Source organism: Streptomyces rubiginosohelvolus (assembly GCF_014649875.1).
Taxonomy (GTDB): domain Bacteria; phylum Actinomycetota; class Actinomycetes; order Streptomycetales; family Streptomycetaceae; genus Streptomyces; species Streptomyces rubiginosohelvolus.
The window spans coordinates 41,998-65,075 of record NZ_BMTW01000014.1 but is presented as its reverse complement, the minus strand read 5'-3'; the positions used below and the strand labels follow the sequence as shown (position 1 = coordinate 65,075).

22 protein-coding genes and 1 riboswitch are annotated in these 23,078 nt (G+C 69.9%); of the genes, 6 read left to right on the top strand and 16 right to left on the bottom strand.

Annotation, left to right across the window (positions count from 1 at the left end; all coding sequences use genetic code 11):
- Positions 1 to 4: 4 nt before the first annotated feature.
- The 4 genes from IE134_RS26225 to IE134_RS26210 form a co-directional block, all read right to left on the bottom strand.
- Positions 5 to 1,033: a C40 family peptidase gene (locus IE134_RS26225; RefSeq protein WP_189431926.1), complete on the bottom strand. Its 1,029-nt coding sequence runs from the start codon at positions 1,031 to 1,033 to the stop codon at positions 5 to 7.
- 265 nt (positions 1,034 to 1,298) lie between these two features.
- A complete protein-coding gene (locus tag IE134_RS26220; protein ID WP_010057822.1) occupies positions 1,299 to 2,324 on the bottom strand; it encodes a C40 family peptidase in 1,026 nt (341 codons plus the stop codon).
- 294 nt (positions 2,325 to 2,618) lie between these two features.
- The gene (locus IE134_RS26215) at positions 2,619 to 3,980 is read right to left on the bottom strand and encodes an NYN domain-containing protein (RefSeq protein WP_030718819.1); all 1,362 of its coding nucleotides are present in this window, start codon (positions 3,978 to 3,980) and stop codon (positions 2,619 to 2,621) included.
- 39 nt (positions 3,981 to 4,019) lie between these two features.
- The gene (locus IE134_RS26210; protein ID WP_003969643.1) at positions 4,020 to 4,262 is read right to left on the bottom strand and encodes a hypothetical protein; all 243 of its coding nucleotides are present in this window, start codon (positions 4,260 to 4,262) and stop codon (positions 4,020 to 4,022) included.
- Between the two features lie 194 nt (positions 4,263 to 4,456).
- Here IE134_RS26210 and IE134_RS26205 point away from each other — a divergent pair, with 194 nt between their 5' ends.
- Together IE134_RS26205 and IE134_RS26200 are read left to right on the top strand one after the other, a co-directional pair.
- Positions 4,457 to 5,212: a rhomboid family intramembrane serine protease gene (locus IE134_RS26205; protein ID WP_189431924.1), complete on the top strand. Its 756-nt coding sequence runs from the start codon at positions 4,457 to 4,459 to the stop codon at positions 5,210 to 5,212.
- Positions 5,209 to 5,490 carry an Lrp/AsnC family transcriptional regulator gene (locus IE134_RS26200; RefSeq protein ID WP_003969641.1) on the top strand — a complete coding sequence of 94 codons (282 nt, stop codon included), beginning with the start codon at positions 5,209 to 5,211 and terminating at the stop codon, positions 5,488 to 5,490. The genes IE134_RS26205 and IE134_RS26200 overlap by 4 nt, the downstream gene beginning before the upstream one ends.
- A 64-nt stretch (positions 5,491 to 5,554) precedes the next feature.
- Here IE134_RS26200 and IE134_RS26195 read toward each other — a convergent pair whose 3' ends face one another.
- The 6 genes from IE134_RS26195 to ctaE all read right to left on the bottom strand — a co-directional run bounded on the left by IE134_RS26195 (position 5,555) and on the right by ctaE (position 12,723).
- Complete coding sequence (locus tag IE134_RS26195; protein WP_030718816.1) at positions 5,555 to 6,934, bottom strand: aminotransferase class V-fold PLP-dependent enzyme; 1,380 nt, start codon at positions 6,932 to 6,934, stop codon at positions 5,555 to 5,557.
- 205 nt (positions 6,935 to 7,139) lie between these two features.
- A riboswitch (SAM riboswitch) is annotated at positions 7,140 to 7,257 on the bottom strand.
- Between the two features lie 96 nt (positions 7,258 to 7,353).
- Positions 7,354 to 8,418, bottom strand: a complete 1,065-nt coding sequence (gene trpD, locus IE134_RS26190; protein ID WP_030718814.1) for an anthranilate phosphoribosyltransferase — start codon at positions 8,416 to 8,418, stop codon at positions 7,354 to 7,356.
- Positions 8,419 to 8,541: 123 nt separating this feature from the next.
- Positions 8,542 to 10,191, bottom strand: coding sequence for a cytochrome bc1 complex cytochrome b subunit (gene qcrB, locus IE134_RS26185; RefSeq protein WP_030718811.1), 1,650 nt, complete (start codon positions 10,189 to 10,191; stop codon positions 8,542 to 8,544).
- Complete coding sequence (gene qcrA / locus IE134_RS26180; RefSeq protein ID WP_029182027.1) at positions 10,188 to 11,240, bottom strand: cytochrome bc1 complex Rieske iron-sulfur subunit; 1,053 nt, start codon at positions 11,238 to 11,240, stop codon at positions 10,188 to 10,190. The genes qcrB and qcrA overlap by 4 nt, the downstream gene beginning before the upstream one ends.
- On the bottom strand, positions 11,237 to 12,046 hold the full coding sequence (gene qcrC / locus IE134_RS26175) for a cytochrome bc1 complex diheme cytochrome c subunit (protein ID WP_030718808.1): 810 nt from the start codon (positions 12,044 to 12,046) through the stop codon (positions 11,237 to 11,239). The genes qcrA and qcrC overlap by 4 nt, the downstream gene beginning before the upstream one ends.
- Positions 12,047 to 12,102: 56 nt before the next feature.
- Complete coding sequence (gene ctaE / locus IE134_RS26170; RefSeq protein ID WP_003969635.1) at positions 12,103 to 12,723, bottom strand: aa3-type cytochrome oxidase subunit III; 621 nt, start codon at positions 12,721 to 12,723, stop codon at positions 12,103 to 12,105.
- 199 nt (positions 12,724 to 12,922) lie between these two features.
- Here ctaE and IE134_RS26165 point away from each other — a divergent pair, with 199 nt between their 5' ends.
- Complete coding sequence (locus IE134_RS26165; RefSeq protein ID WP_030718803.1) at positions 12,923 to 13,324, top strand: DNA-binding transcriptional response regulator; 402 nt, start codon at positions 12,923 to 12,925, stop codon at positions 13,322 to 13,324.
- Between the two features lie 81 nt (positions 13,325 to 13,405).
- Here the strand turns inward: IE134_RS26165 and IE134_RS26160 are convergent, their stop codons facing one another.
- From IE134_RS26160 to ctaC, 4 genes are all read right to left on the bottom strand, one after another.
- A complete protein-coding gene (locus tag IE134_RS26160; RefSeq protein ID WP_030718800.1) occupies positions 13,406 to 14,659 on the bottom strand; it encodes a L,D-transpeptidase in 1,254 nt (417 codons plus the stop codon).
- Positions 14,660 to 14,800: 141 nt separating this feature from the next.
- Complete coding sequence (locus IE134_RS26155; protein WP_010057805.1) at positions 14,801 to 15,199, bottom strand: cytochrome c oxidase subunit 4; 399 nt, start codon at positions 15,197 to 15,199, stop codon at positions 14,801 to 14,803.
- Entirely contained in the window at positions 15,196 to 16,932 is a 1,737-nt protein-coding gene (ctaD, locus tag IE134_RS26150) for an aa3-type cytochrome oxidase subunit I (protein WP_032784633.1), read from the bottom strand. Before ctaD ends, IE134_RS26155 begins: the two co-directional genes overlap by 4 nt.
- On the bottom strand, positions 16,929 to 17,897 hold the full coding sequence (gene ctaC / locus IE134_RS26145; protein WP_006123921.1) for an aa3-type cytochrome oxidase subunit II: 969 nt from the start codon (positions 17,895 to 17,897) through the stop codon (positions 16,929 to 16,931). The genes ctaD and ctaC overlap by 4 nt, the downstream gene beginning before the upstream one ends.
- 273 nt (positions 17,898 to 18,170) lie before the next feature.
- Between ctaC and IE134_RS26140 the strand changes: the two genes are divergently transcribed.
- Positions 18,171 to 19,553 carry a cysteine desulfurase/sulfurtransferase TusA family protein gene (locus IE134_RS26140; RefSeq protein WP_032784634.1) on the top strand — a complete coding sequence of 461 codons (1,383 nt, stop codon included), beginning with the start codon at positions 18,171 to 18,173 and terminating at the stop codon, positions 19,551 to 19,553.
- Between the two features lie 17 nt (positions 19,554 to 19,570).
- Here the strand turns inward: IE134_RS26140 and IE134_RS26135 are convergent, their stop codons facing one another.
- A complete protein-coding gene (locus IE134_RS26135; RefSeq protein WP_189431923.1) occupies positions 19,571 to 20,545 on the bottom strand; it encodes a carbohydrate kinase family protein in 975 nt (324 codons plus the stop codon).
- A gap of 156 nt (positions 20,546 to 20,701) precedes the next feature.
- Here IE134_RS26135 and IE134_RS26130 point away from each other — a divergent pair, with 156 nt between their 5' ends.
- Positions 20,702 to 20,899 (top strand): hypothetical protein, encoded by a 198-nt coding sequence (locus IE134_RS26130; RefSeq protein ID WP_030718795.1) that lies wholly within the window; start codon positions 20,702 to 20,704, stop codon positions 20,897 to 20,899.
- A gap of 208 nt (positions 20,900 to 21,107) precedes the next feature.
- On the top strand, positions 21,108 to 22,550 hold the full coding sequence (locus IE134_RS26125; RefSeq protein WP_189431921.1) for a hypothetical protein: 1,443 nt from the start codon (positions 21,108 to 21,110) through the stop codon (positions 22,548 to 22,550).
- A gap of 95 nt (positions 22,551 to 22,645) precedes the next feature.
- On the opposite strand, the gene IE134_RS26120 is transcribed toward IE134_RS26125, so the two are convergent.
- A complete protein-coding gene (locus IE134_RS26120; RefSeq protein ID WP_010057795.1) occupies positions 22,646 to 23,002 on the bottom strand; it encodes a HesB/IscA family protein in 357 nt (118 codons plus the stop codon).
- Positions 23,003 to 23,078 lie beyond the last annotated feature (76 nt).

Here is a 23,078-nt window from a genome sequence, read left to right as displayed (position 1 = left end):
ACGGTCAGATCCGGGTGACCGAGGAGACGGGCATCATGCCGACCGGATCGTAGCGGACCGGGGCGCCCGGGTAGGGGGCGTGGATGACCTGGCCGTTGCCGACGTACATGCCGATGTGGCTGGCGTCCGCCCGGTAGGCGACCAGGTCACCGGGCTGGGCCTGGGAGAGGGGCACCATGCGGCCCGCGTAGCGCTGGGCCTGGGAGGTGCGGGGCAGGCTCACCCCGGCCTGGGCGTAGGCCCACTGCATCAGGCCGGAACAGTCGAATCCGGAGGGCCCGTTGGCGCCCCAGACGTAGGGTCTCCCGAGCGCCTGGTGGACGGCGGCCACGGCGGACATCGCGCGGGCCGAGCCGGGGGCGACGCCGGAGAGGTCGGGCGCACCGTCGCGGCCGGAGCGGGAGGCCCGGTCGAAGGAGGCGCGTTCCTCGGGCGGCAGCGAGTCCAGCAGCCTGCGGGCCTCGCGGAGCTTGGACTCGACGGCGCGCTTGTGCCGGGAGACGGCGGCCCGGTTGCGCTCCAGGTCGGTCAGGGCGCGGGTGGTCTCGGCCCGGGTCTGGGCGAGCCCCCGCTGCGCGTGCCGCAGCTTGTCCAGGGTCCTGGCCTGGCGGGCGCCGGCCCGGTCGAGGGCGGCGGCCTGCTCCAGGTAGGTGTCCGGGTCGGCGGAGAGCAGCAGGGCGACCGACGGGTCGATGGAGCCGGTGCGGTACTGGGCGCCCGCCATCGCGCCGAGCGCGTTGCGCATCTCGTTGACGCGTTCCTGGCCCCGGGCCGTGGCGTCCTGGGCGCGGTCCGCCTCGCCGCGCAGCCGCTTCACGCGCTCCCCGGCCGCGTTGGAACGCTCGGTGGCCTGCTCGGCCTCCTCGTAGAGGCGGTCGACGGCGGCCTTGGCGCTCTCCCGGGTCTCCTTCGGGTCGGCGCTCGCCGGGGCCCCGGTCAGGGTGGCGGCCGCGGTGGCGGCGGCCGCCGAGACGACCGTGACCCGGACGCCTCTGGTGAAGCCGGACTGTGTGCAACGGCGATGGGACACCACTGGTAGCCGCACTCCCTTCCGCTGACGCGGTGGTGCGCAGCCCCTGCCGCCCGGGGCGGGCGGACGGAGTCCGGGAGCTGCACAGCAGCCAGACAGTAATCGGACGACTACGCACAGGCCAAAGACCGTGCCGCGGGCGCGAGAGGGGCCGAAAAGCCCCCGCCCCGCCGGTGACCTTGGTCTCCGGCGGGGCGGGGGCGTCAGCGTGGTGCGCGGCGATTCCCTCGTTCGGGCGTGCCGCGGCGTGCCGCCCAGCGCAGCCCGGTCAGACGCGGACGCCGAACTGGAAGGTGCCCATGTAGTCCATCGACTCGTAGCGGACGACGGTGCCCGGCTTCGGGGCGTGCAGGATCTGGTTGTTGCCGGCGTAGAAGCCGACGTGCGACAGGCCGTTGAAGAAGACCAGGTCGCCCGGCTTGAGCTGGCTGCGGCCGATCCGCTGGCCGTCGTGCTGCTGGGTGTAGGTGGTCCGGGTGATGGAGACGCCGGCCTGGGCGAAGGCCCACTGCGTCAGTCCGGAGCAGTCGTAGGAGTTGGGGCCGGAGCCGCCGGAGACGTACGGCTTGCCGATCTGGGTGGCGGCGGCGCTCAGGGCGGCGGCGCCACGGCCGGACGCGGGGGCCTCGTTGCCGAGTTCGACCCGGTCGCTGGCGGCACGGCTGGCGCGCTGCTCGTCCTGCTGCATCTTGGCCCGCTCGGCCTGCGTCAGCGTGTTGAGGAGCTGCTGGGCGTCGGCCAGCTTGCCCTGGTACTTCTTCTTGTTCTCGCCGAGCGCCTTGCGGACGTCGGCGAGGTCGCCGAGCTTGTCCTGGGCCTCCTTGCGCTGCTGGGCGAGGGTGCGCTGCTTGGACTGGATCTTCTGCAGCGCTTCCGTCTGCTTGACCGTCAGCTGGTCGAGCGCGGAGGCCTGGTCGAGGAAGCTGTCCGGGTCCGAGGCGAGGAAGAGGGCGACCGACGGGTCGATGCCGCCGGAGCGGTACTGCGCGGTGGCGATCGAACCCAGCTCGGTGCGGAGCGTGTTGAGCTCGGCCTGGCCGCGGGCGACCTTGTCCTGGAGCGCGTCGACTTCCTTCTTCAGGTTGTCCTGCTGCTCCTTGGCCCCGTTGTACTTCTCGGTGGCGGCCTCGGCCTCGTGGTAGAGCTTGTCGACCTTCGCCTTGACTTCGCTCTTGCTCGGCTTGGGGTCGGCGTGGGCGGCCTGGGAGGTCAGGGCCACGGCCGCGGCGGCGGTCGCGGTGAGCACGGTCACGCGGGTGCGGCTCGGCTGCTTGGGACGACGGTGGGACGCCACGAAGGACGAGCTCCTTCTTCCTCAGAGCCGCCTACCGGGCAAGTGGGGGAAAGAATCCCCGGCTCCGTGCACATGACGGACTCGGCGGTTCCTTCGCCGCCACCCCCAATGGGTGATCAACCGTGCGAAGGTTCGAGGCCTGACCCTAGTGACCATCTTGTGATCAGTTCAAATCCTCACAGGATTTTTCTCGTCACACCAGGCAACTCTTTACTCTCACCCCACCGCGTGTAGCGGCGACTTGACGGTACGTTCCCAGAAATCCGGCATGTCACACATGCCACCCAAAAACCTTTAGACGCGTGAAAGGCGCTTGAGGAGCAAGACGGACGCGACCGGCCGCGCCCCGGCCTTCGCCACACCGTCCGCGACCTCACGGTCGGTGGAGACGACCACCACGGGCCGCCCGGGCGGTTCCGCGCGGGCGAGTTGACGGATCACCTCGTCCGCCGTGACGCCGGGCTTGCTGAACAGCACCCGGACGCCGCGCGGCGGGGCGAGCAGCACCGGGGCGGCCAGTTCGGCCCCGTCGAAGACACAGGTCATCTCGGCGCCGGTCTGCGCCGCGAGCACGGAGAGCCCGCCCAGCAGCCGCAACCGCTGCTTCTCCAGCGGCATCTGGGGATAGCCGGTCTTGGTGACGTTGTAGCCGTCCACGATGAGGTGCGCCTGCGGCAGGGCGAGGAGCTGGTCCAGCAGCGCCGGATCGGTCTCCGAAAGAGCGCGCGCGGCGATGTCCTTGGGCGACATCCGGCCCGGCTCCAGCGCGTCCACGGTGTCGGCGGGATGCGTGGTCGCCGGAGGGAGCGCCAGCTCCCGGCGCAGCCCCGAGGCCGCGTCCAGCACGGTGTCCAGGAGCAGCCGCAGCCGCATGTCCTCCACCGAGCGGCCCTCGCGGGCGGCGCGCCGGCTGGCCTCCAGGGCCGCCTCGGCCTCCCCCAGCCGCCCCTTGAGCCGGCGCGACTCGCTCTCCACGGCGGAGAGCTGGGCGGCCGACTCGGCCCGTACGGTGTCGGTCTCGGCGGCACTGCGGCGCAGGGCGGCCTCGCCGCGCTTCACCTCGCTGAGCGCGCTGCGCAGCTTGCGGTGCAGCGACTCGGCCTCCTTGCGGGCCGCCTCCAGCTCGGTGCGCAGCCGCTCGGTCTCGGTACGGGTGTGGGCGCGGGCCCGCTCCAGCTCCTCGCGCAGCTGGTCCAGTTCCCGCCGGGTCTCCTCGTCCGCCCGTTCCGCGTCGGCGCGCTGGACCTCCTCGCCGGCCGATTCGACCAGCTTGACCCAGCCGACCGGGCGCAGCACATAGGCGGCCGCGGCCACATCGAGGGGATCGGCGGCGGCGGGCGGCGCGCCCGCCTCCAGCGCACCGGTCAGCTCGGGCTGGGACTGGCCGAGCCGCTCGCCGATCCGCTGCCGGAAGACGGCGTCGCTCTCCAGCGCGGCGGCCATCGCGTTCCCCGCGAACTTCGCCCGCCGGGTCGGGGTGAACCGGGCGTACTGCCGTAGCTGGGCGGGCAGTTCGGCGACGGTCAGGGCGCCGAAGGCGTCCGAGACCAGCGCGATCACCCGCCGTCGCACACCCTCGGGCAGCGGACGGCCGAGCGCCTCTGCACCGCCGTCGGCCTCATCGGCCGGTCCGGCGCCGCTGGTCGGCTGATCCACCGTCCGTCACCCCATAGATATGTCGAAGGGTGCGCTCCCTCAGGAAGCGGCACCCGGCCTGTCCACCAGTTCGATCTGGTCCACCGCGTTGCACCAACGACAGCGGACCGACTCGATGGTCTCACTGACGACCTCCCGCTCCTCGACACTCGACTCACCGGCCAGGTCGAGGTGCACGTACTCCACGACCTTGGAGGAGCGGGTCACGTCGAAGCGCGTGAGGTTGCCGCACAGGGTGCAGCGCCAGCGGGTCGAGTCCGTCGGCAGGGGAACCGTCGTCATCGTGTGCGTCCTCTTTCGTCGTCTCCAGGAGCCCGCGCCGGGCGCGCCGCCGCGACTCCACCTGTCTACGTCAAGGATCTCGCGGTGCGCCGTCGAACTGCGGAAGTCCTGGCGTAACCCTACGGCCTCGCGTATAGGCATCGGCACGGCGAGGCGCTCCATCCCGTTCTCGACCGGTACGTCATGCTCTGTACATGATCGAGTGGCGGCAGGCCGAGTGGCGGACCACGGCCGGCAGGATCCGGGACGCGGCGGTGTCGAGCGGCGCCCCGGTCACGTACGGGCTGATCGGTGTCTGCGGGGTGGTCTTCCTGATCAGCCCGCTCTCCGGGTTCGGCGGCGCCGCCCACCGGAGCGAGGAGGCGCTGCTCGCCGCGCAGGTCGCGTACTTCGAGCGGTGGGGGGTGATCCCCGCCGAACTGTGGGAGGGCTCCGCGCACGCCCTGATCACCCCGTTCACGGCGCTGTTCGTGCACGGCAGCTGGCTGCACCTGCTGGGGAACCTGCTGTTCCTGTACGTGTTCGGCGCGATGGCCGAGGAGCGCATGGGGCGGACGCAGTTCGCGCTGTTCTACGTGGGCTGCGGCTATGTGGCGCTGGTCTGTTACGCGGCGGCGCACGCGGACTCCGAGCAGACGCTGGTCGGGGCGTCGGGGGCGATCTCCGCGGTGCTCGGCGCGTTCCTGTACCTCTTCCCCAAGGCCCGGGTGACCAGCCTGTTCCCGTTCCTCTTCTTCCTGCCGCTGCGTTTTCCCGCCTGGATCGTGCTGATCTTCTGGTTCGGGCTCCAGTGGGCGGCGGCGCAGGGCGCGGACGCCGGGCCGGGGGTGGCGTATCTGGCGCATGTGGCCGGGTTCGCGGCGGGGTTCCTCTACGCCTGGGTGCGGTATCGGGGTGGGGCTAAGGTGAAGGTTCCAGCCACGGCCACCGAGGGAGACAGCCAGCCGTGATCACCGCGATCGTGCTCATCAAGACCAGTGTCGACCGGATTCCGGAGATCGCCGAGGCCATCGCCGCGCTGGACAGCGTCAGCGAGGTCTTCTCCGTCACCGGCACCTACGACCTGATCGCCATGGTCCGGGTCGCCCGGCACGACGACCTCGCCGATGTCATCCCCGGCCGGATCAGCAAGATCCCGGGCGTCGAAGGCACGGACACCCATGTGGCGTTCCGTACGTACTCCCAGCACGACCTGGAAGCGGCGTTCGCCATCGGCCTGGACGCGTAACTCCGGCACACTTCGGCCGGGGACGGGCAGCGCGCCCGTCCCCGGCCGAAGTGGTTTCCAGGCCTCAGACCTGCGGGGCCTCGCCCCGGTCCGGGACGCAGCGGCCGTCCTCGGTGCGGTACTTCCACTGGGCGCCCTCGCGGACCAGCTCGGTCACCGCGCGCAGGAAGCGGTCGATGTGCTCGTCGGGCGTACCGGCCCCGAAGCTGACGCGGATCGCGTTGAGCGAGCGCTCGCCCGGCTCGGCCTCGGGGGCGCCGCACTCCCCCGGGTCCTGCGGGTCGCTGCCGAGGAGGGTGCGCACGAGCGGGTGGGCGCAGAAGAGGCCGTCGCGGACGCCGATGCCGTACTCCGCGGAGAGGGCGGCGGCGAAGTGCGAGCTGTTCCAGCCGCGCACCACGAAGGAGATGACGCCGACCCGGGGCGCGTCGTCGCCGAACAGCGAGAGCACCTGCACCTCGGGCACCTCGGCGAGCCCTTCGCGGACCCGGGACACCAACTCCTGCTCCCGGGCGACCAGGTTGTCGAAGCCCGCCTCGGTGAGGGCCTTGCAGGCGGAGGCGATGGAGTAGACGCCGATGACGTTGGGCGAACCGGCCTCGTGGCGGGCGGCCGTGGTGTGCCAGTCGACGTCCACGCCGCCGTCGGCGCGCCGGGCGACCTTCCGGGAGGCGCCGCCGCCGGCGAGGTACGGCTCGGCGGCCTGGAGCCAGTCGGCGCGGCCGGCCAGGACCCCGGAGCCGAAGGGCGCGTACAGCTTGTGCCCGGAGAACGCGACCCAGTCGACGTCCAGTTCGGCGATGTCGACGGGGTGGTGCGGGGCGAGCTGGGCGGCGTCCAGGACGATGCGGGCGCCGTGCGCGTGGGCGGCGGCGGCCAGTTCCCGCACCGGCCACAGCTCACCGGTCACGTTGGAGGCGCCGGTGACGCAGACGAGGGCCGGGCCGTAGGGGTCGCGGTCGGCGAGCGCGCGCTCCAGGGTCTCGACGGCCTGGCCCGGGGTGCGGGGTGCGTTGAGGTAGGTGACCTGGGCGTCGCGCCAGGGCAGCAGGGACGCGTGGTGCTCGGTCTCGTACACGAAGACCTGGCAGTTCGCGGGGATCGCGGCGGCCAGCAGGTTGAGGGAGTCGGTCGTGGAGCGGGTGAAGACCACCTGGTCCTCCGGGCGGCAGCCGAGGAACTCGGCGACCGTGCGGCGGCTGTTCTCGAAGAGGTCGGTGGAGAGCTGCGAGAGGTAGCCGGCGCCGCGGTGGACGCTGCCGTAGTACGGGGCGTACGCGGCGACGTCGTCCCAGACCCGCTGGAGGGCCGGGGCGCTGGCGGCGTAGTCGAGCGCGGCGTAGGTGACTTCACCGCCGGTGACGAGGGGAACGGTGACGTCCTGGCCCAGAACGGGCAGCGGGGCACAAACCGACGGGTCGAGGGCAGCGGTGGAGACAGACATGGCGAACTCCCGTAACAGGCAGGCGAAATCTGCGCGCCTGCGGGTACGCGGCGGCGCGGAGAAGGAAGGAAGAAGGTGCGCTGAAGAAGGGCGGTCAGCTCAGGGCGTGAAAAAGCCCTGGGACGAGCCCTAACGCATTCGCTTGCTCACAGAAGGCTCCCTAGGGACCAGGACCCCGGGGGCTGGCATCCGCTGGATGCCGAGGGGCCCGCGCTTGCCGCAGACCTCGCTGCCTACGGCCTGGTCTTCACCCGGGGCACCCCGCCACGGACGGAGGGTTGCCGGACAGCGGGCCGGGGCCGTAGTCGCTGTCACTCATGACCTGCGCAGCATCTTGCCATACGTATGCACACGCGCAAGGGCGCAGTCCGGCATCCGGACTGCGCCCTGTGTCACACCGTGTGCGCCGGAGGTGTCTATCAGGCGTTGCTCGCCGCCACCCAGCGCTCCAGGGCCCGCTTGGCCGCCCCGGAGTCGATGGACTCGGCCGCCACCGCGATCTTCGCCGCGAGCTGCTCGGTCAGCGTGCCGGGGCCCGGGTCCAGGGCGACCAGGGCCGCCGCCGAGTTGAGCAGCACCGCCTCCCGGACCGCGCCGCTCTCGCCGTCCAGCAGGCGGCGGGCCACATCGGCGTTGTACGAGGCGTCGGCGCCGCGCAGCGCCTCGACCGGGACGATCGGCAGCCCCACGTCGCGCGGGTCGAACGCCTCCTCGCGGACCGCGCCGTCGCGCACCACCCAGACCCGGGAGGTGGCGGTGGTGGTCAGCTCGTCGAGCCCGTCGTCGCCGCGGAAGACAAGGGCGGAGTTGCCCCGGTCGGCCAGCACGCCCGCGACGATGGGCGCCATCCGGGCGTCGGCGACCCCGACGGCCTGGGAGCGCACCTGGGCCGGGTTGGTGAGGGGGCCCAGGATGTTGAACGTGGTCTGCGCGCCGAGCTCCTTGCGGGCCTTGGCGGCGTACCGCAGGGCGGGGTGGAACTTCACGGCGAAGCAGAAGGTGATGCCCGCCTGCTCGGCGACCTCGACCACCCGCCGCGGGGTCAGCTCCAGGTTGACGCCGAGCTTCTCCAGGACGTCGGAGGAGCCGCTCGCCGAGGACGCGGCCCGGTTGCCGTGCTTGACGACCTTGGCTCCGGTGCCGGCGATGACGATCGCGGACATGGTGGAGATGTTGACGGTCTTGGCGAGGTCGCCGCCGGTGCCGACGATGTCGACGGTGCGGCCGGGCACCTCGATGGTGTTGGCGTGGGCGTACATCGCGCGGACCAGGCCGGTGACCTCGTCGACGGTCTCGCCCTTGGCCCGCAGCGCCACGGCGAACCCGGCGATCTGCGCGTCGGTGGCCTCGCCGCTCATGATGCGGTCCATGGCCCAGGCGGTCTCCTCGGAGCTGAGGTTCTCGCCGCGCAGCAGGGGGTTCAGGAGGCCGGGCCAGGAGTGGGCCGCCACGCTGTCGCCGCCGCTCGGGGTCACAACGTTCATGGTCCGCTCCAGGGTCCACAGCCGGTCAGAAGAGTCGGCTCCACCCTATCCAGCCCCGGGGACCGCGAAGAGCCCCGTCCATCGAATGGACGGGGCTCTCGCGGTGGCGATCAGGTCAGGCGATCAGTGGTGGCCGTGGCCCTCGCTGATCTCCTTGTACTCCTCGGCGCTCGCCTTGGGGATCTGGTTCCCGTCGGCGAAGTACCCCTTGCTGAGCTTGGCGCGCAGCTTCTGGACCGGGGAGATCTTGCGCTTGACGCCGTTCTCGTCGACCGCGGGGCCGAGTTCGAGCGGCTTGTACTGCTCGTGCGCCGTGAGCGTGTGCAGCTGCCCCTGGCTGAGCGGCTCGTGGATCTCCACGAACTCACCGTGCGGCAGGCGCTTGATGATGCCGGTCTCGCGGCCGTGCAGCACCTTCTCCTTGTCGCGGCGCTGGAGGCCGAGGCAGATCCGCTTGGTGACGATGAACGCGATGACCGGTCCGGCGAAGAAGAAGATCCGGACGAACCAGGTGATCGAGTTGATCGACAGGTGGAAGTGCGTGGCCCACAGGTCGTTTCCACCGCCGACGAGGCCGACGAAGTACGCCGTGATCCAGGCGACGCCGAACGCGGTCCGGGTCGGGGCGTTGCGCGGGCGGTCCAGGATGTGGTGCTCGCGCTTGTCGCCGGTGATCCAGGACTCGATGAACGGGTAGAGCGCGATGACACCGAGCACCAGGCCGAAGGCGACCAGCGGGATGAACACGCCCAGGACGAGCGTGTGGCCCCACAGGTTGATCTCCCAGCCCGGCATCACTCGGACCAGACCCTCGGCGAAGCCCATGTACCAGTCGGGCTGGGCGCCGGTGGACACCTGGTCGACCCGGTACGGGCCGAGGGCCCAGATCGGGTTGATCGTGGCGATGGCCGAGATGATCGCGATCACGCCGAAGACGAGGAAGAAGAACCCTCCGGCCTTCGCCATGTACACGGGCAGCAGCGGCATGCCGACGACGTTCTTGTTGGTCCGGCCGGGACCCGCGAACTGCGTGTGCTTGTGGTAGAAGACCAGGATCAGGTGGGCCACCAGCAGGCCGAGCATGATGCCCGGCAGCAGCAGGATGTGGATCGAGTAGAACCGGGCCACGAAGTCGTGGCCGGGGAACTCGCCGCCGAACAGGAACATCGAGATGTACGTACCGACGATCGGCACGGACAGGATCGCGCCCTGGGTGAAGCGGACACCCGTACCGGAGAGCAGGTCGTCCGGGAGGGAGTAGCCGGTGAACCCGGTGAACATGCCGAGCACGAACAGCAGGAAGCCGAAGAGCCAGTTGATCTCGCGCGGCTTGCGGAAGGCGCCCGTGAAGAAGACGCGCATCATGTGCACGAACATGCCGGCCAGGAAGATCAGCGCGGCCCAGTGGTGGATCTGCCGGACGAGCAGACCGCCGCGGACCTCGAAGCTGATCTTCAGGGTCGAGGCGTAGGCCTCGGACATCCGGATGCCCTGCATGGGCTCGTACGGACCGTGGTAGACGATCTCGCCCATGCTCGGCTGGAAGAACAGCGTCAGATACACACCCGTGAGGATGATGATGATGAAGCTGTAGAGGCAGACCTCACCGAGCATGAAGGACCAGTGGTCCGGGAAGATCTTGCGCATGTTGGCCTTGGCGAGGCCGTAGATGCCCAGCCGGCCGTCCGCCCAGTCGGCAACCCGCTCGCCGGCCGGAGCCTTGCGCCCGCTCGCCGGTTCGGCGGCGGAGGGGTTCTTTGTCGCAGTACTCATCCGCGCTCCCAGAAGGCAGCACCGACGGGCTCGTCGAAGTCGCCGAGCGCCTCGAGGTTGCCCTCGCTGTTGACACCGATCCGCAGCTGCGGAAGCGGGTGGCCGGCCGGACCGAAGATGACGCGAGCGCCGTCGGAGAGGTCGAAGGTGGACTGGTGGCACGGGCAGAGCACGTGATGCGTCTGCTGCTCGTACAGGCTGATCGGGCAGCCGACGTGGGTGCAGATCTTGGAGAACGCGACGATGCCCTCGTGGGCCCAGTCACGCTGGCGCTTGTCCTTGATGTCGTCCGGCTCGATGCGGACGATCATCAGGGCGGCCTTGCCCATCTGCGTCTGGAAGTCGTGCGACTCCGGGTCGAGCCCCTCGGGCATGGCGAAGGCCAGCGACCCGACGGTGATGTGCTCGGGGCGCAGCGGCTTCATCGTGTTCATGTTGATGAGCTGCTTGCCCTCCGCCCAGAGGGTGTTGCGGAGCTTCTTCTCCGGCAGCGGACCGAGGTCGCGCAGCAGGACCACGCCGGAGAGCGGCACCAGGGCCAGCGCACCGAACATGGTGTTGCGGATCAGCTTGCGGCGGCCGATCGCGGACTCCTCGGCACCGGCCGCGAAGTCGGCCATGACCTGGGCCTTGACCTCGGGCGTCGCCTCGATCGGGTGACGCTCGGCGGCGACCTCGACGTCGGACATCAGGGTGCGCGCCCAGTGGACGGCTCCCGCTCCGATGAAGAAGAGCGCCGCGCCCAGGGTGAGACCCAGGGAGAAGTTGAGCGCGCTCACATGGCCGAACGGCCAGATGTAGACGATCTTGTCCACCGGGAAGATGACGTAGGAGGCGATGAAGCCCACCGTCGCCAGCATCGAGAGGGTGAACATGAGCGCGACGGCCCGCTCGGAGCGGTTCGCGGCGCGTTCGTCCAGGTCCTGGATGCGCGGCTTGTGAGCCGGCAGCCCCGGGTCGGCGAACGGGTCGTCCGTACCCTCGACCGCGCCGTGCGCGGTCTCCTGCACAGCGGGCAGGCTGTCTTCTGGAATCTGTTGGCTACTCATGACTTCTTGGCCTTAGCGGTGTGGGCCGCGACCCAAACGGCGACTGCGACGAGCGCGCCGAGTCCGAAGATCCAGGCGAACAGACCTTCGCTGACCGGACCGAGACCGCCGAGGGCCAGACCGCCGGGGCTCTCCGTCTCGTCACCGTTCACGGACTCGATGTACGCGATGATGTCCTTCTTCTCCTGCTCCGGCATCGTCGTGTCGGGGAAGGAGGGCATGCTCTGCGGGCCGGTCTGCATGGCCTCGTAGATGTGCTTCGGGCTCACACCTTCGAGGTCCGGTGCGTACTTGCCCTCGGTGAGGGCTCCGCCCTTACCGGTGAAGTTGTGGCACTGGGCGCAGTTGGTACGGAACAGCTCGCCGCCGTTGGCGACGTCCGCACCCGCCGGGTCGACCTGCTTGTCGGTCGGGGTGACCGGACCGGCGCCGAGCGACGCGATGTACGCCGCGAGCTGGTCGATCTCAGCCTGGCTGTAGATGGCCTTCTTCTTCGGTACCTGGGCGCCCGGCTGCTGCGCGGGCATCCGGCCCGTAGCGACCTGGAAGTCGACGGCGGCGGAGCCCACGCCCACGAGGGACGGCCCGTCGGTGGTGCCCTGACCGCCGGTTCCGTGGCAGCTGGCGCAGCCTACGGCGTAGAGCTTCTTGCCCTCTTCGATGGCGAGGGACTGGGCGGTTTCATCGGCCTGCGCCTTGCCCGCAGGCGCAAACGCGGCGTACAGCCCCCCGGTAGCCGCCAGCGCGAGGAGTAGTACGACGACCGCCGCCAGCGGATGGCGTCGTCGTGCGGAGAGCTTTTTCACGGATTACCCCGGTGTCAGGATCTTCTGCGTCGATGGTGGGCGGGTGCGAGCCCGGGTTACTTGATCATGTAGATCGTTGCGAACAGGCCGATCCATACGACATCGACGAAGTGCCAGTAGTAGGACACGACGATGGCGGCGGTGGCCTGATCGTGGGTGAACCTCTTGGCCGCGTACGTTCTGCCGAGGACCAGCAGGAAGGCGATGAGACCGCCTGTCACGTGCAGACCGTGGAAGCCGGTGGTCAGGTAGAACACCGAGCCGTAGGGGTCGGACGAGAGGGAGAGCCCCGCGTCCTTGACCAGCTCGGTGTACTCCAGGACCTGGCCGCCGATGAAGATCGCACCCATCACGAACGTGATGATGAACCAGGTGCGGAGCTTCTTCACATCGCCCCGCTCGGCGGCGAAGACGCCGAGCTGGCAGGTGAGTGAGGAGAGCACCAGGATCGTGGTGTTCGTCGCCGAGAACGGGAAGTTCAGATGATCGGACATCTCCTTCCAGTAATCGGGTCCCATCACCGATCGCAGGGTGAAGTACATCGCGAAGAGGGCCGCGAAGAACATCAGCTCGGAACTCAACCAGATGATGGTTCCGACGCTGGTGAGGTTCGGCCGATTGACCGACGGGTGCGCGTGCCCGGTTTCTACTGTCGTTGCTGTCGCCACGACCGACATTATGTCGGTCGCTTATCCCGCCCTCACCCCGGGGGGTGCCGTTCGGTGTGTCCGTACCGTCCGCAGGGGTCCCACCCTGCGCCGAACGGCCCATCGCATCGTCGTCATTACCGGTGCTGACGGCCGGTCGGGCGGAGTACGATCCGCGCATCGGTGCATGCCCCGAGAGCCCCGACGACGTCGATGTCACGGAGGAACAATGCAGGCGACCGCCACGGTCCTGGTCTACAGCGACGACGCCAACATCCGCGAGCAGGTGAGGCTGGCAGCCGGTCGCAGGCCTGCCGCGGACGTCCCACCGGTGGAGTTCCTGGAGTGCGCGACGCTCCCGGCCGTCCTGAAGGCGCTGGAAGGCGGCGGCGTCGACGTCTGTGTGCTGGACGGGGAGACGGCTCCCGTCGGCGGCATGGGCGTCTGCCGCCAGATCAAGGACGAGATCTTCCACTGCCCGCCGGTCCTCCTGCTGATCGGCCGCCCGCAGGACGCGTGGCTGGCCACCTGGAGCCGCGCGGAGTCCGCCGTGACGCTGCCGGTGGACCCGGTGGAGTTTGCCGACGCCCTGGCGGCGCTGCTGCGGCAGCGGCTCGCCGTGGAGGCCTGAGAGCGGCCTGAGGTGCGGAGAAGCCCCCACGGCCCGTAGGAGGGCGGTGGGGGCTTCTCCGCAACGGCGGGGGCCTGGCTGTCAGACGTGGGGCCGCAGCCGGGCGGTCTGGAGCGTCTGCGGGCTGTCCGGCGCTCCTTCGTGCAGCGCGCTGCCCTGCTGCCACTTCTCCCAGGAGAGGTTCCAGTCGCCGAACCCGTTGCCGAACGGGTCCATGTCCTCGCCCTCGCTGCCGACGACCTTGACGATGTCGCCCTCGCGCACGGTGTCGAAGAACCACTCGGCGTTGCTCGTGCTCATGCCGGTGCAGCCGTGGCTGACGTTGGCGTTGCCCTGGGAGCCGGTGGACCAGGGGGCGGCGTGGACGTACTCGCCGCTCCAGGTCACCCGGGTGGCCCAGTAGACCGGCAGGTCGTACGACTCCGAGGAGCCGGCGGCGATGCCGATGGACTCGCCGCGCATGCGGACGAACTGCTCCTTGGCGAGCACCACCTTGACCCCGTTGCGGGTGGAGAAGCCGGGCTTGCCGGTGGTGACCGGAATGGTATTGATCACTTCTCCGTTGCGGAGCACCGTCATGGAGTGGTCCGAGGCGTCGGTGACGGCCTCGATCCGGTCGCCGGTGGTGAGCTTGAGGGGCTTGGCCTCGGCTCCGTAGAGCGCGTTGGTCACCTTGATGCCCGCCAGGTTGGAGCGCACCTCGACGGTGGCGTTCGCCGGCCAGTACTCCTTCGGGCGGTAGTGCAGCTTCTTGTCGTCGACCCAGTACCAGGAGCCGGTGGTGGCCGGGGTGGAGCGGACCTTGAGGGCGCGCTCGACGGTGGCCCTGGACGCCTTGTCGGTGATCGGAGCGCTGAGTTCCGCCGTGATGGGCTGTCCGACGCCGTAGGTGCCCGCCTCCGGGCCGAAGGCGACCTTCAGCAGCTTCTTGGGCGAGGAGGTGTCGAAGGAGAGCGTACGGACGCCTGGGGCGCCGTCGCCGTTCTCGGTGGAGACCCTGACGGTGTATCCGGTGCCGGCCGCGAGCGGGGCGGTGGAGCGCCAGCGCCTGCCGTCGGCGGAGAGTTCGCCGGCGAGGTGACGGCCGCCGGTGTCCACGGCGCTGACGTCGGTGATGCGCCCGTCGTCACCCTTGACGGTGACTTCCAGGGGCTTGTCGGGGTCGGCCTTCTCCTTGTCGGAGGGGCCGTTGAAGGAGACCTGGTCGCCCGCGTCGTAAGGCTTCGTCGAGAGCGGGTGGCCGTCGGGCGAGCCACATGCGGTCGCACCCGCGGCGAGGGTCACGACCAGGAGGGTGCAGCTCACTACGGTGCGGATGCGCGGCGTGTGGTTCATGCGCTCCACGCTAGGAAGGTTCCCCCGTTCCAGCGCGTTCAGTGACTGCAAACGGGCGAAAGGCCCGCGTCGCTTGCGGCGGCGCGGGCCCTTCGTGGTGTAGCGCGTGTCACCGGCGGTGCGGTGTCACTGGGTGCGGTGTCACTGGGTGCGGTTCTCGCCCCGGTAGTACTCGAAGACCCAGCCGAAGAGGCCGATCAGGAGCAGGGGGGCGGAGAAGTAGAGCAGCCACCAGCCGAAGACGACGCCCATGAAGGCGAAGGCTCCGCCGACCGCCAGGGAGAGCGGCTGCCAGCTGTGCGGGGAGAAGAACCCCAGCTCGCCCGCCTCGTCGGCGACATCGGCTTCCTTGTTGTCCTGGGCCATCGCGTCGACCCGGTTGGCCGTGAAGGCCAGGTAGAAGCCGATCATGATGGCCAGGCCGAAGGCCAGGAAGAGGGCCGTGGTGCCGACCGGCTCCTTCGACCACACGCCGTACACGACGGCCATGCCGAGGATGAAGACGCTCAGCCAGATGAACATCTGTCCCTGGATCTTCACTTGCCTGCCTCCTTGCCGCCGGCCAGAGCCTTGTCCGACTCGGAGTCATGGCCGAGTTGCTCCAGCGCGGTGATCTCCGGGTGGTGCAGGTCGAACGCCGGGGATTCGGAACGGATCCGCGGCAGCGTGAGGAAGTTGTGCCGCGGCGGCGGGCAGGAGGTCGCCCACTCCAGCGAACGGCCGTAACCCCACGGGTCGTCGACCTCGATCTTCTTGCCGTACTTCGCGGTCTTCCAGACGTTGTAGAAGAACGGGAGCATCGACAGGCCGAGCAGGAACGAGGAGATCGTCGAGATCGTGTTCAGCGCGGTGAAGCCGTCGGCGTCGAGGTAGTCCGCGTAACGACGCGGCATGCCCTCGGCACCGAGCCAGTGCTGCACCAGGAACGTGCCGTGGAAGCCCACGAACAGCGTCCAGAACGTGATCTTGCCGAGCCGCTCGTCCAGCATCTTGCCGGTGAACTTCGGCCACCAGAAGTGGAATCCGGAGAACATCGCGAAGACCACGGTGCCGAAGATGACGTAGTGGAAGTGCGCGACGACGAAGTACGAGTCGGAGACGTGGAAGTCCATCGGGGGCGAGGCGAGGATGACGCCGGTCAGACCACCGAAGGTGAAGGTGATCAGGAAGCCGACGGCCCAGAGCATCGGTGTCTCGAAGGACAACGACCCCTTCCACATCGTGCCGATCCAGTTGAAGAACTTCACGCCTGTTGGTACGGCGATGAGGAACGTCATGAAGGAGAAGAACGGCAACAGGACACCGCCGGTGACGTACATGTGGTGCGCCCACACCGTCACGGAAAGGCCGGCGATCGCGATCGTCGCGGCGATCAGACCGATGTAACCGAACATCGGCTTGCGGCTGAAGACCGGGATGACCTCGGAAATGATTCCGAAGAATGGCAACGCGATGATGTACACCTCTGGATGTCCGAAGAACCAGAAGAGGTGTTGCCAGAGCAATGCGCCGCCGTTGGCGGAATCGAAGATATGCGCACCGAATTTACGGTCCGCCTCCAGCGCGAAGAGCGCGGCGGCGAGAACCGGGAAGGCCAGCAGGACCAGAACACCGGTCAGCAGGACGTTCCAGGTGAAGATCGGCATGCGGAACATCGTCATGCCGGGGGCGCGCATGCAGATGATCGTGGTGATGAAGTTGACCGAGCCGAGGATCGTGCCGAAGCCGGAGAAGGCCAGACCCATGATCCACATGTCGGCGCCGACGCCCGGCGACCGGACGGCGTCCGAGAGCGGGGAGTAGGCGAACCAGCCGAAGTCGGCCGCACCCTGCGGGGTGAGGAACCCGGCCACCGCGATGAGCGAGCCGAAGAGGTACAGCCAGTACGCGAACATGTTCAGCCGCGGGAACGCCACGTCGGGCGCGCCGATCTGCAGCGGCATGATCCAGTTGGCGAATCCGGCGAACAGCGGCGTCGCGAACATCAGCAGCATGATCGTGCCGTGCATCGTGAACGCCTGGTTGAACTGCTCGTTCGACATGATCTGCGTGCCCGGACGGGCCAGCTCGGCGCGCATGAAGAGCGCCATGAGTCCGCCGATGCAGAAGAACACGAACGAGGTGACCAGGTAGAGCGTACCGATCGTCTTGTGGTCGGTGGTGGTCAGCCACTTCACGACGATGTTTCCCGGCTGCTTGCGCCGCACGGGCAGTTCGTCCTCGTACGAGTCGTCTGCCGGAGCGGCACCCTGAGGTTCGTTGAGGATGCTCACAGTTGGTTCTTCTCCGCATTCCTGGCCGGGTCCGTCTGCGCGATCCCCGCCGGCACGTAGCCCGTCTGGCCCTTCTCAGCCAGCTCCTTGAGGTGCTGCTGGTAACGCTCCGGGGAGACGACCTTGACGTTGAAGAGCATCCGGGAGTGGTCGACGCCGCAGAGCTCGGCGCACTTGCCCATGAAGGTGCCCTCGCGGTTGGGGGTCACCTCGAACACGTTGGTGTGGCCCGGGATGACGTCCTGCTTCATGAGGAACGGCACCACCCAGAAGGAGTGGATGACGTCACGCGAGGTGAGGACGAAGCGGACCTTCTCCCCCTTCGGCAGCCACAGGGTCGGACCCGGGTTGCCGTTCTGCGGGTTGCGGGTCCCGGGGATGCCCACGTCGTAGACGCCGCCGGCGCCCTCGGGGAAGTCCTTCTGGAACTTGTCGGGGATGGCGTTGAGCTCCTTGGGGACCTCGGGGCCCGCTGCGGGCTGGCCATCCACCTTCTCGATGTAGTTGAAGCCCCAGCTCCACTGGAAGCCGACCACGTTGATGGTGTGGGCCGGCTTGTCGGAGAGCTCGAGGAGCTTCGACTCATCACGCGCGGTGAAGTAGAAGAGCACCGAGACGATGATGAGGGGAACCACTGTGTACAACGCCTCGATGGGCATGTTGTACCTGGTCTGCGGAGGTACCTCCACCTTGGTCCGGCTACGCCGGTGGAAGAAGACGCTCCAGAGGATCAGCCCCCAGACAAGGACACCCGTGACGAGCGCTGCCGCCCACGAGCCTTGCCAGAGGGAGAGGATCCGAGGGGCCTCTTCCGTTACCGGGGTGGGCATACCGAGGCGGGGAAAATCCTCCCAGTTGTATGAACAACCGGAGGCCGTCGCCAGGACCAGGCCCGCAGTCAGCACCTGCGGCAGCTTCCGCCGCATCGGGCGCCGCGACGAGCGGTCGGAGCCGTTGGGACTCACGTAGCGCCTTCCCGAGAGTCTCGCCCGCACGGTCGGCGCGCCCGTATGTCTCTGGTCGGTCGCCGGCCCTGACGCGGGCAGGGGTTTGGATGTTTATGCGGACCAAACCCTACTGGACGCTATTTGGGGTCGCGCGGGGAGGGTGCCCAACGCGCCGCCCGACACCCCCTTGGGGTGGAATGCGGGCCTCCGGACCTCATCTGACGCCCACTCGCGCGTCCGGGAGGGGCGGCCCCCGGCCAGGTGGGGCCGGGTGCGGGCTAGCGTGGCGGGGTGCCCTACTTCGATGCCGCCTCCGCCGCCCCCCTGCACCCCGTCGCACGCCAGGCGCTGCTTGCCGCGCTCGACGAGGGCTGGGCCGATCCCGCCCGCCTGTACCGGGAGGGGCGGCGGGCCCGGCTGCTCCTGGACGCGGCCCGGGAGGCGGCCGCGGAGGCCGTCGGGTGCCGCCCGGACGAGCTGGTCTTCACCTCGTCCGGGACGACGGCGGTGCACGCGGGAATTGCCGGGGCTCTTTCGGGGCGTCGGCGTGTCGGCCGCCATCTGGCCCACTCGGCGGTCGAACACTCGTCGGTGCTCCATTCGGCGGCGGCCCACGAGGCGGCGGGCGGTTCGTGCACCGAGGTGCCGGTGGACCGGTTCGGGGCGGTGGACCCGGCGGCGTACGCGGCGGTGCTGCGGGCGGACACCGCGCTGGCCTGCCTCCAGTCGGCCAACCACGAGGTGGGCACCGAGCAGCCGGTGGCCGAGGTCGCCGCGCTCTGCGCCGAGGCCGGGGTGCCGCTGCTGGTGGACGCGGCCCAGTCGCTCGGCTGGGGCCCTGTCCCGGCGGGCTGGTCGTTGCTGACGGCGAGCGCGCACAAATGGGGCGGACCGGCCGGGGTCGGGCTGCTCGCGGTCCGCAAGGGGACCCGCTTCTCACCCCAAGGCCCGGCCGGGGAGCGGGAGTCGGGGCGGGCGCCGGGGTTCGAGAACCTGCCGGCGATCGTGGCGGCGGCGGCCTCGCTGCGCGCGGTACGGGACGGGGCGGCGGCGGAGGCGGTACGGCTGCGGGCCCTGGTGGACCGGATCCGGAGCGTGGTGGCCGAGCGGGTGCCCGATGTGGAGGTGGTGGGCGATCCGGTGCGGCGGCTGCCGCATCTGGTCACCTTCTCCTGTCTCTATGTCGACGGGGAGACCCTGCTGCACGAGCTGGACCGGAGGGAGTTCTCCGTTTCGTCCGGTTCATCCTGTACGAGCAGCACGCTGACGCCGAGCCATGTACTCAAGGCGATGGGGGTGCTCTCGGAGGGGAACGTCCGGGTGTCGCTGCCGCCGGGCACGGCCGGGGCGGACGTGGACCGCTTCCTGGAGGTGCTGCCCGAGGTGGTGGCGGAGGTACGGGAGCGGCTCGGGGCCCCGGTGTCCGCGCCCCCGTCCCCCGCGCCCGCCGCCTCCCTGGTGGTCGACGCGCTGGGCCGCCGCTGCCCGATCCCGGTGATCGAACTCGCAAAGGTGATCGGAGAGGTAGCGGTGGGCGCCACGGTGACGGTGCTCGCCGACGACGAGGCGGCGCGGCTGGACATCCCGGCCTGGTGCGAGATGCGCGGTCAGGAGTACGTGGGCGAGGAGCCGGCGGACCGGGGTTCGGCCTATGTGGTCCGCCGGCTCTCCTGATCAGGCCAGGTGCCGCATCAGGCCAGGCGCTGCTGGACCTCGGCGGCGGCCTCGTGGCCGTACGCCTTGGTGAAGCGGTCCATGAAGTGGGTGCGGCGCAGGGTGTACTCCTGGGTGCCGACCGTCTCGATGACCAGGGTGGCGAGCATGCAGCCGACCTGGGCGGCGCGCTCCAGGCCGACGCCCCAGGCGAGACCGGAGAGGAAGCCCGCGCGGAAGGCGTCGCCGACGCCGGTCGGGTCGGCCTTGGTGTCCTCCTCGGGGCAGCCGACCTCGATGACCGGCTCGCCGGCCCGCTCGATCCGGACACCGCGGGCGCCGAGGGTGGTGACGCGGTGGCCGACCTTGGAGAGGATCTCCTCGTCGCTCCAGCCGGTCTTGGACTCGATGAGCCCCTTCTCGTACTCGTTGGAGAAGAGGTAGGTGGCGCCGTCGAGGAGGATGCGGATCTCCTCGCCGTCCATCCGCGCGATCTGCTGCGAGAAGTCGGCGGCGAACGGGATGTTCCGGGAGCGGCACTCCTCGGTGTGGCGGAGCATCGCCTCGGGGTCGTCGGCGCCGATGGAGACGAGGTCGAGGCCGCCGACGCGGTCGGCGACGTTCTTCAGCTCGATGAGGCGGGCCTCGCTCATCGCGCCGGTGTAGAAGGAGCCGATCTGGTTGTGGTCGGCGTCGGTGGTGCAGACGAAGCGGGCGGTGTGCAGGACCTCGGAGATACGGACCGAACCGGTCTCGACGCCGTGCCGGTCGAGCCAGGCGCGGTACTCGTCGAAGTCGGCCCCGGCGGCGCCGACCAGGATCGGCTTCGTGCCGAGCAGGCCCATCCCGAAGCAGATGTTGGCGGCGACGCCGCCGCGGCGGACGTCGAGGTTGTCGACCAGGAAGGAGAGGGAGACCGTGTGCAGCTGATCCGCGACCAGCTGGTCGGCGAAGCGGCCGGGGAAGGTCATGAGGTGGTCAGTGGCGATCGAGCCGGTGACTGCAATACGCACGGGGAGACTGCTCCTGCGGAAGGCGAAGGGCCGTGAGTGCGCCCTCCGGGACGACGTGACAGTTCACGCTACCGGGTGACCTGACCTCCAGGAAAAGGGAAAACTACCCGATAGTAGGGCTTTCTACCTGAGCTCGACCGTGGTTACGGTGCGGATATGTCGAAGCACACCGCATTGCCCGAGTCGGAATTGAGCCTGGCCGCACTGCGCGGTGACTGCGCGCGGATGGCGCCGCACTGGACGGCGCCGGTGAAGAGCGCCCCGGTCCCGGTGAAGCCGTCCCTGATCAGCGGGGTGACGATCCCGCCCTCGTCGGCGCGGCTGATCGACGCGATGTCCGAGTACGGGGACTGAGGCCCGGAGAGAGACCGGCGGAGGACCGGCCGGGGGGCGTCGCCTTTCGGCCTTTCCGCGCCCGTCCGGCGCGAATCGTGCGGTGCTCGCCTCCGCGGCTCCCCCGGTCGGTGGAACCGTACGCTCCTCGGCTCCGTCCCACGGGTGTCCCCGTCCGGGGGACACGCGGTAGGCGCCGCGACGGCAACGCAGGCGAAGGAGCGATCCGGTGAGCACCGAGCGACCCGACAACGACGTGACCGGCCCCCGGCGGCGGCGTCCGCCGCTCGCGGTGGCCTCGGTGGCCGCGGCCGTGCTGCTGGCCGGAGGCGGCGGGGCGTACTGGGCCTCGACCGCTTCGAGCGAGGGCGACAAGGCCGACAGCGGTACGGCGGCCAGGAAGTCGGCCCCCCTGCTGGCCCTGGACGCCCCGGCGGACGGCCCGGGTGGCACGTCCTCGGCCTCGGACTCCCCGCCCGCCGGTATCGCCCCCGGTGAACCGGACCCGGGCGGCCCGCCCGTGATCTACCGGGCCGCGGGCGAACTCCCCGACGGTCCGGACGACGCCACCGTCCACCAGGCGAAGGGCACGGTGGCGTCGGCCGATGTCGCCCGGCTGGCGAAGGCGCTCGGTATCCCGGGCACTCCCCGTACCGAGGGCACCTCGTGGGTGGTCGGCGACGACGACGGCCCCGGCGCGCTCCTGAAGGTGACCAAGCAGGCCCCGGGCACCTGGACGTTCGCCCGCACCACCCCGTCCAAGCCCTGCGAGCCGGGGAAGATGTGCGCGAACGGCGCCACGGAGACCGGCGGCGACCCGGTGAGCGAGAAGGCGGCGAAGGCGGCCGCGGCCCCGGTGCTCAAGGCGGCCGGCCAGGACGACGCGGCGCTCAACGCGGGCCAGCTCATGGGCGACGTCCGCGTGGTGAACGCCGACCCGAAGATCGACGGGCTTCCGACGTACGGCTGGTCGACCGGGGTCCAGGTGGGCCCGGACGGCAAGGTGACCGGCGGCAGCGGGCATCTGAAGGCGCTGGAGAAGGGCGCCACCTACCCGGCGGTCGGCGCGGACGAGGCGCTGAAGCAGCTGAACGAGGCGAGCAGGGGCAAGGGCGACGGCGGCCGGGACATCGGCGGCTGCGCCACTCCCGTACCGCTGGAGGGCGAGCCGAAGCCTCCCGCCGATCCGCAGTGCGTGCCGTCGAACGGCAAGCAGGCGCCGGTGACGCAGACGGTCGAGGACGCGGTGTTCGGTCTCACGCTGAACTACGTGGACGGCCGGCAGACGCTGGTGCCGTCCTGGCTCTTCACGGTCCGCCAGGCGCCGGGCGGTCCCGAGAACACGGTCACGCAGGTGGCGGTGGACCCGAAGTTCATCGAGAAGCCGGAAGCGCCGACGACGCCCTCCGGGGACCGGAAGGTGACCTCGTACGGTGCGGACGGGCGGACCCTTGAGGTGACCTTCTGGGGCGGGGTGTGCAGCACGTACACGGCGAGCGCGAAGGAGAGCGCGGGCCAGGTGCGGATCACGGTGACGGAGAAGCCGCAGGAGGGCAAGAAGGCCTGCATCATGATCGCCAAGGAGCTGACCCGGACGGTGACGCTGGAGAAGCCGCTGGGCGACCGCGCGGTGATCGACGCGGCCTCGGGCGGCGCGGTGCCGCGCGGCTGACGCGGACGCACGCGCGGCACAGGGCATACGGAGGCGGCCCCGGGAGTGATTCCCGGGGCCGCCTCCGTATGCCCTGTGTATCCCGCTCGCAGCGCTTAGCTGAAGGAGTCGCCGCAGGCACAGGAGCCGGTGGCGTTCGGGTTGTCGATCGTGAAGCCCTGCTTCTCGATGGTGTCGACGAAGTCGATGGAGGCGCCGCCCAGGTACGGGGCGCTCATCCGGTCGGTGACGACCTTGACACCGTCGAAGTCCTTCACCACGTCGCCGTCGAGCGAGCGCTCGTCGAAGAAGAGCTGGTAGCGCAGGCCCGAGCAGCCGCCGGGCTGGACGGCGACGCGCAGCGCCAGGTCTTCGCGGCCTTCCTGCTCGAGCAGGGCCTTGACCTTGCCTGCGGCGGCGTCGGACAGGAGGATGCCGTCGCTCACGGTGGTGGTCTCGTCCGATACGGACATCTGCTTCTCTCCCGGGTTGTACGGACTGCTTGCCGACGGTTCAACCGTCTCAGCGCCGGAATCATTCCGGGCCAAG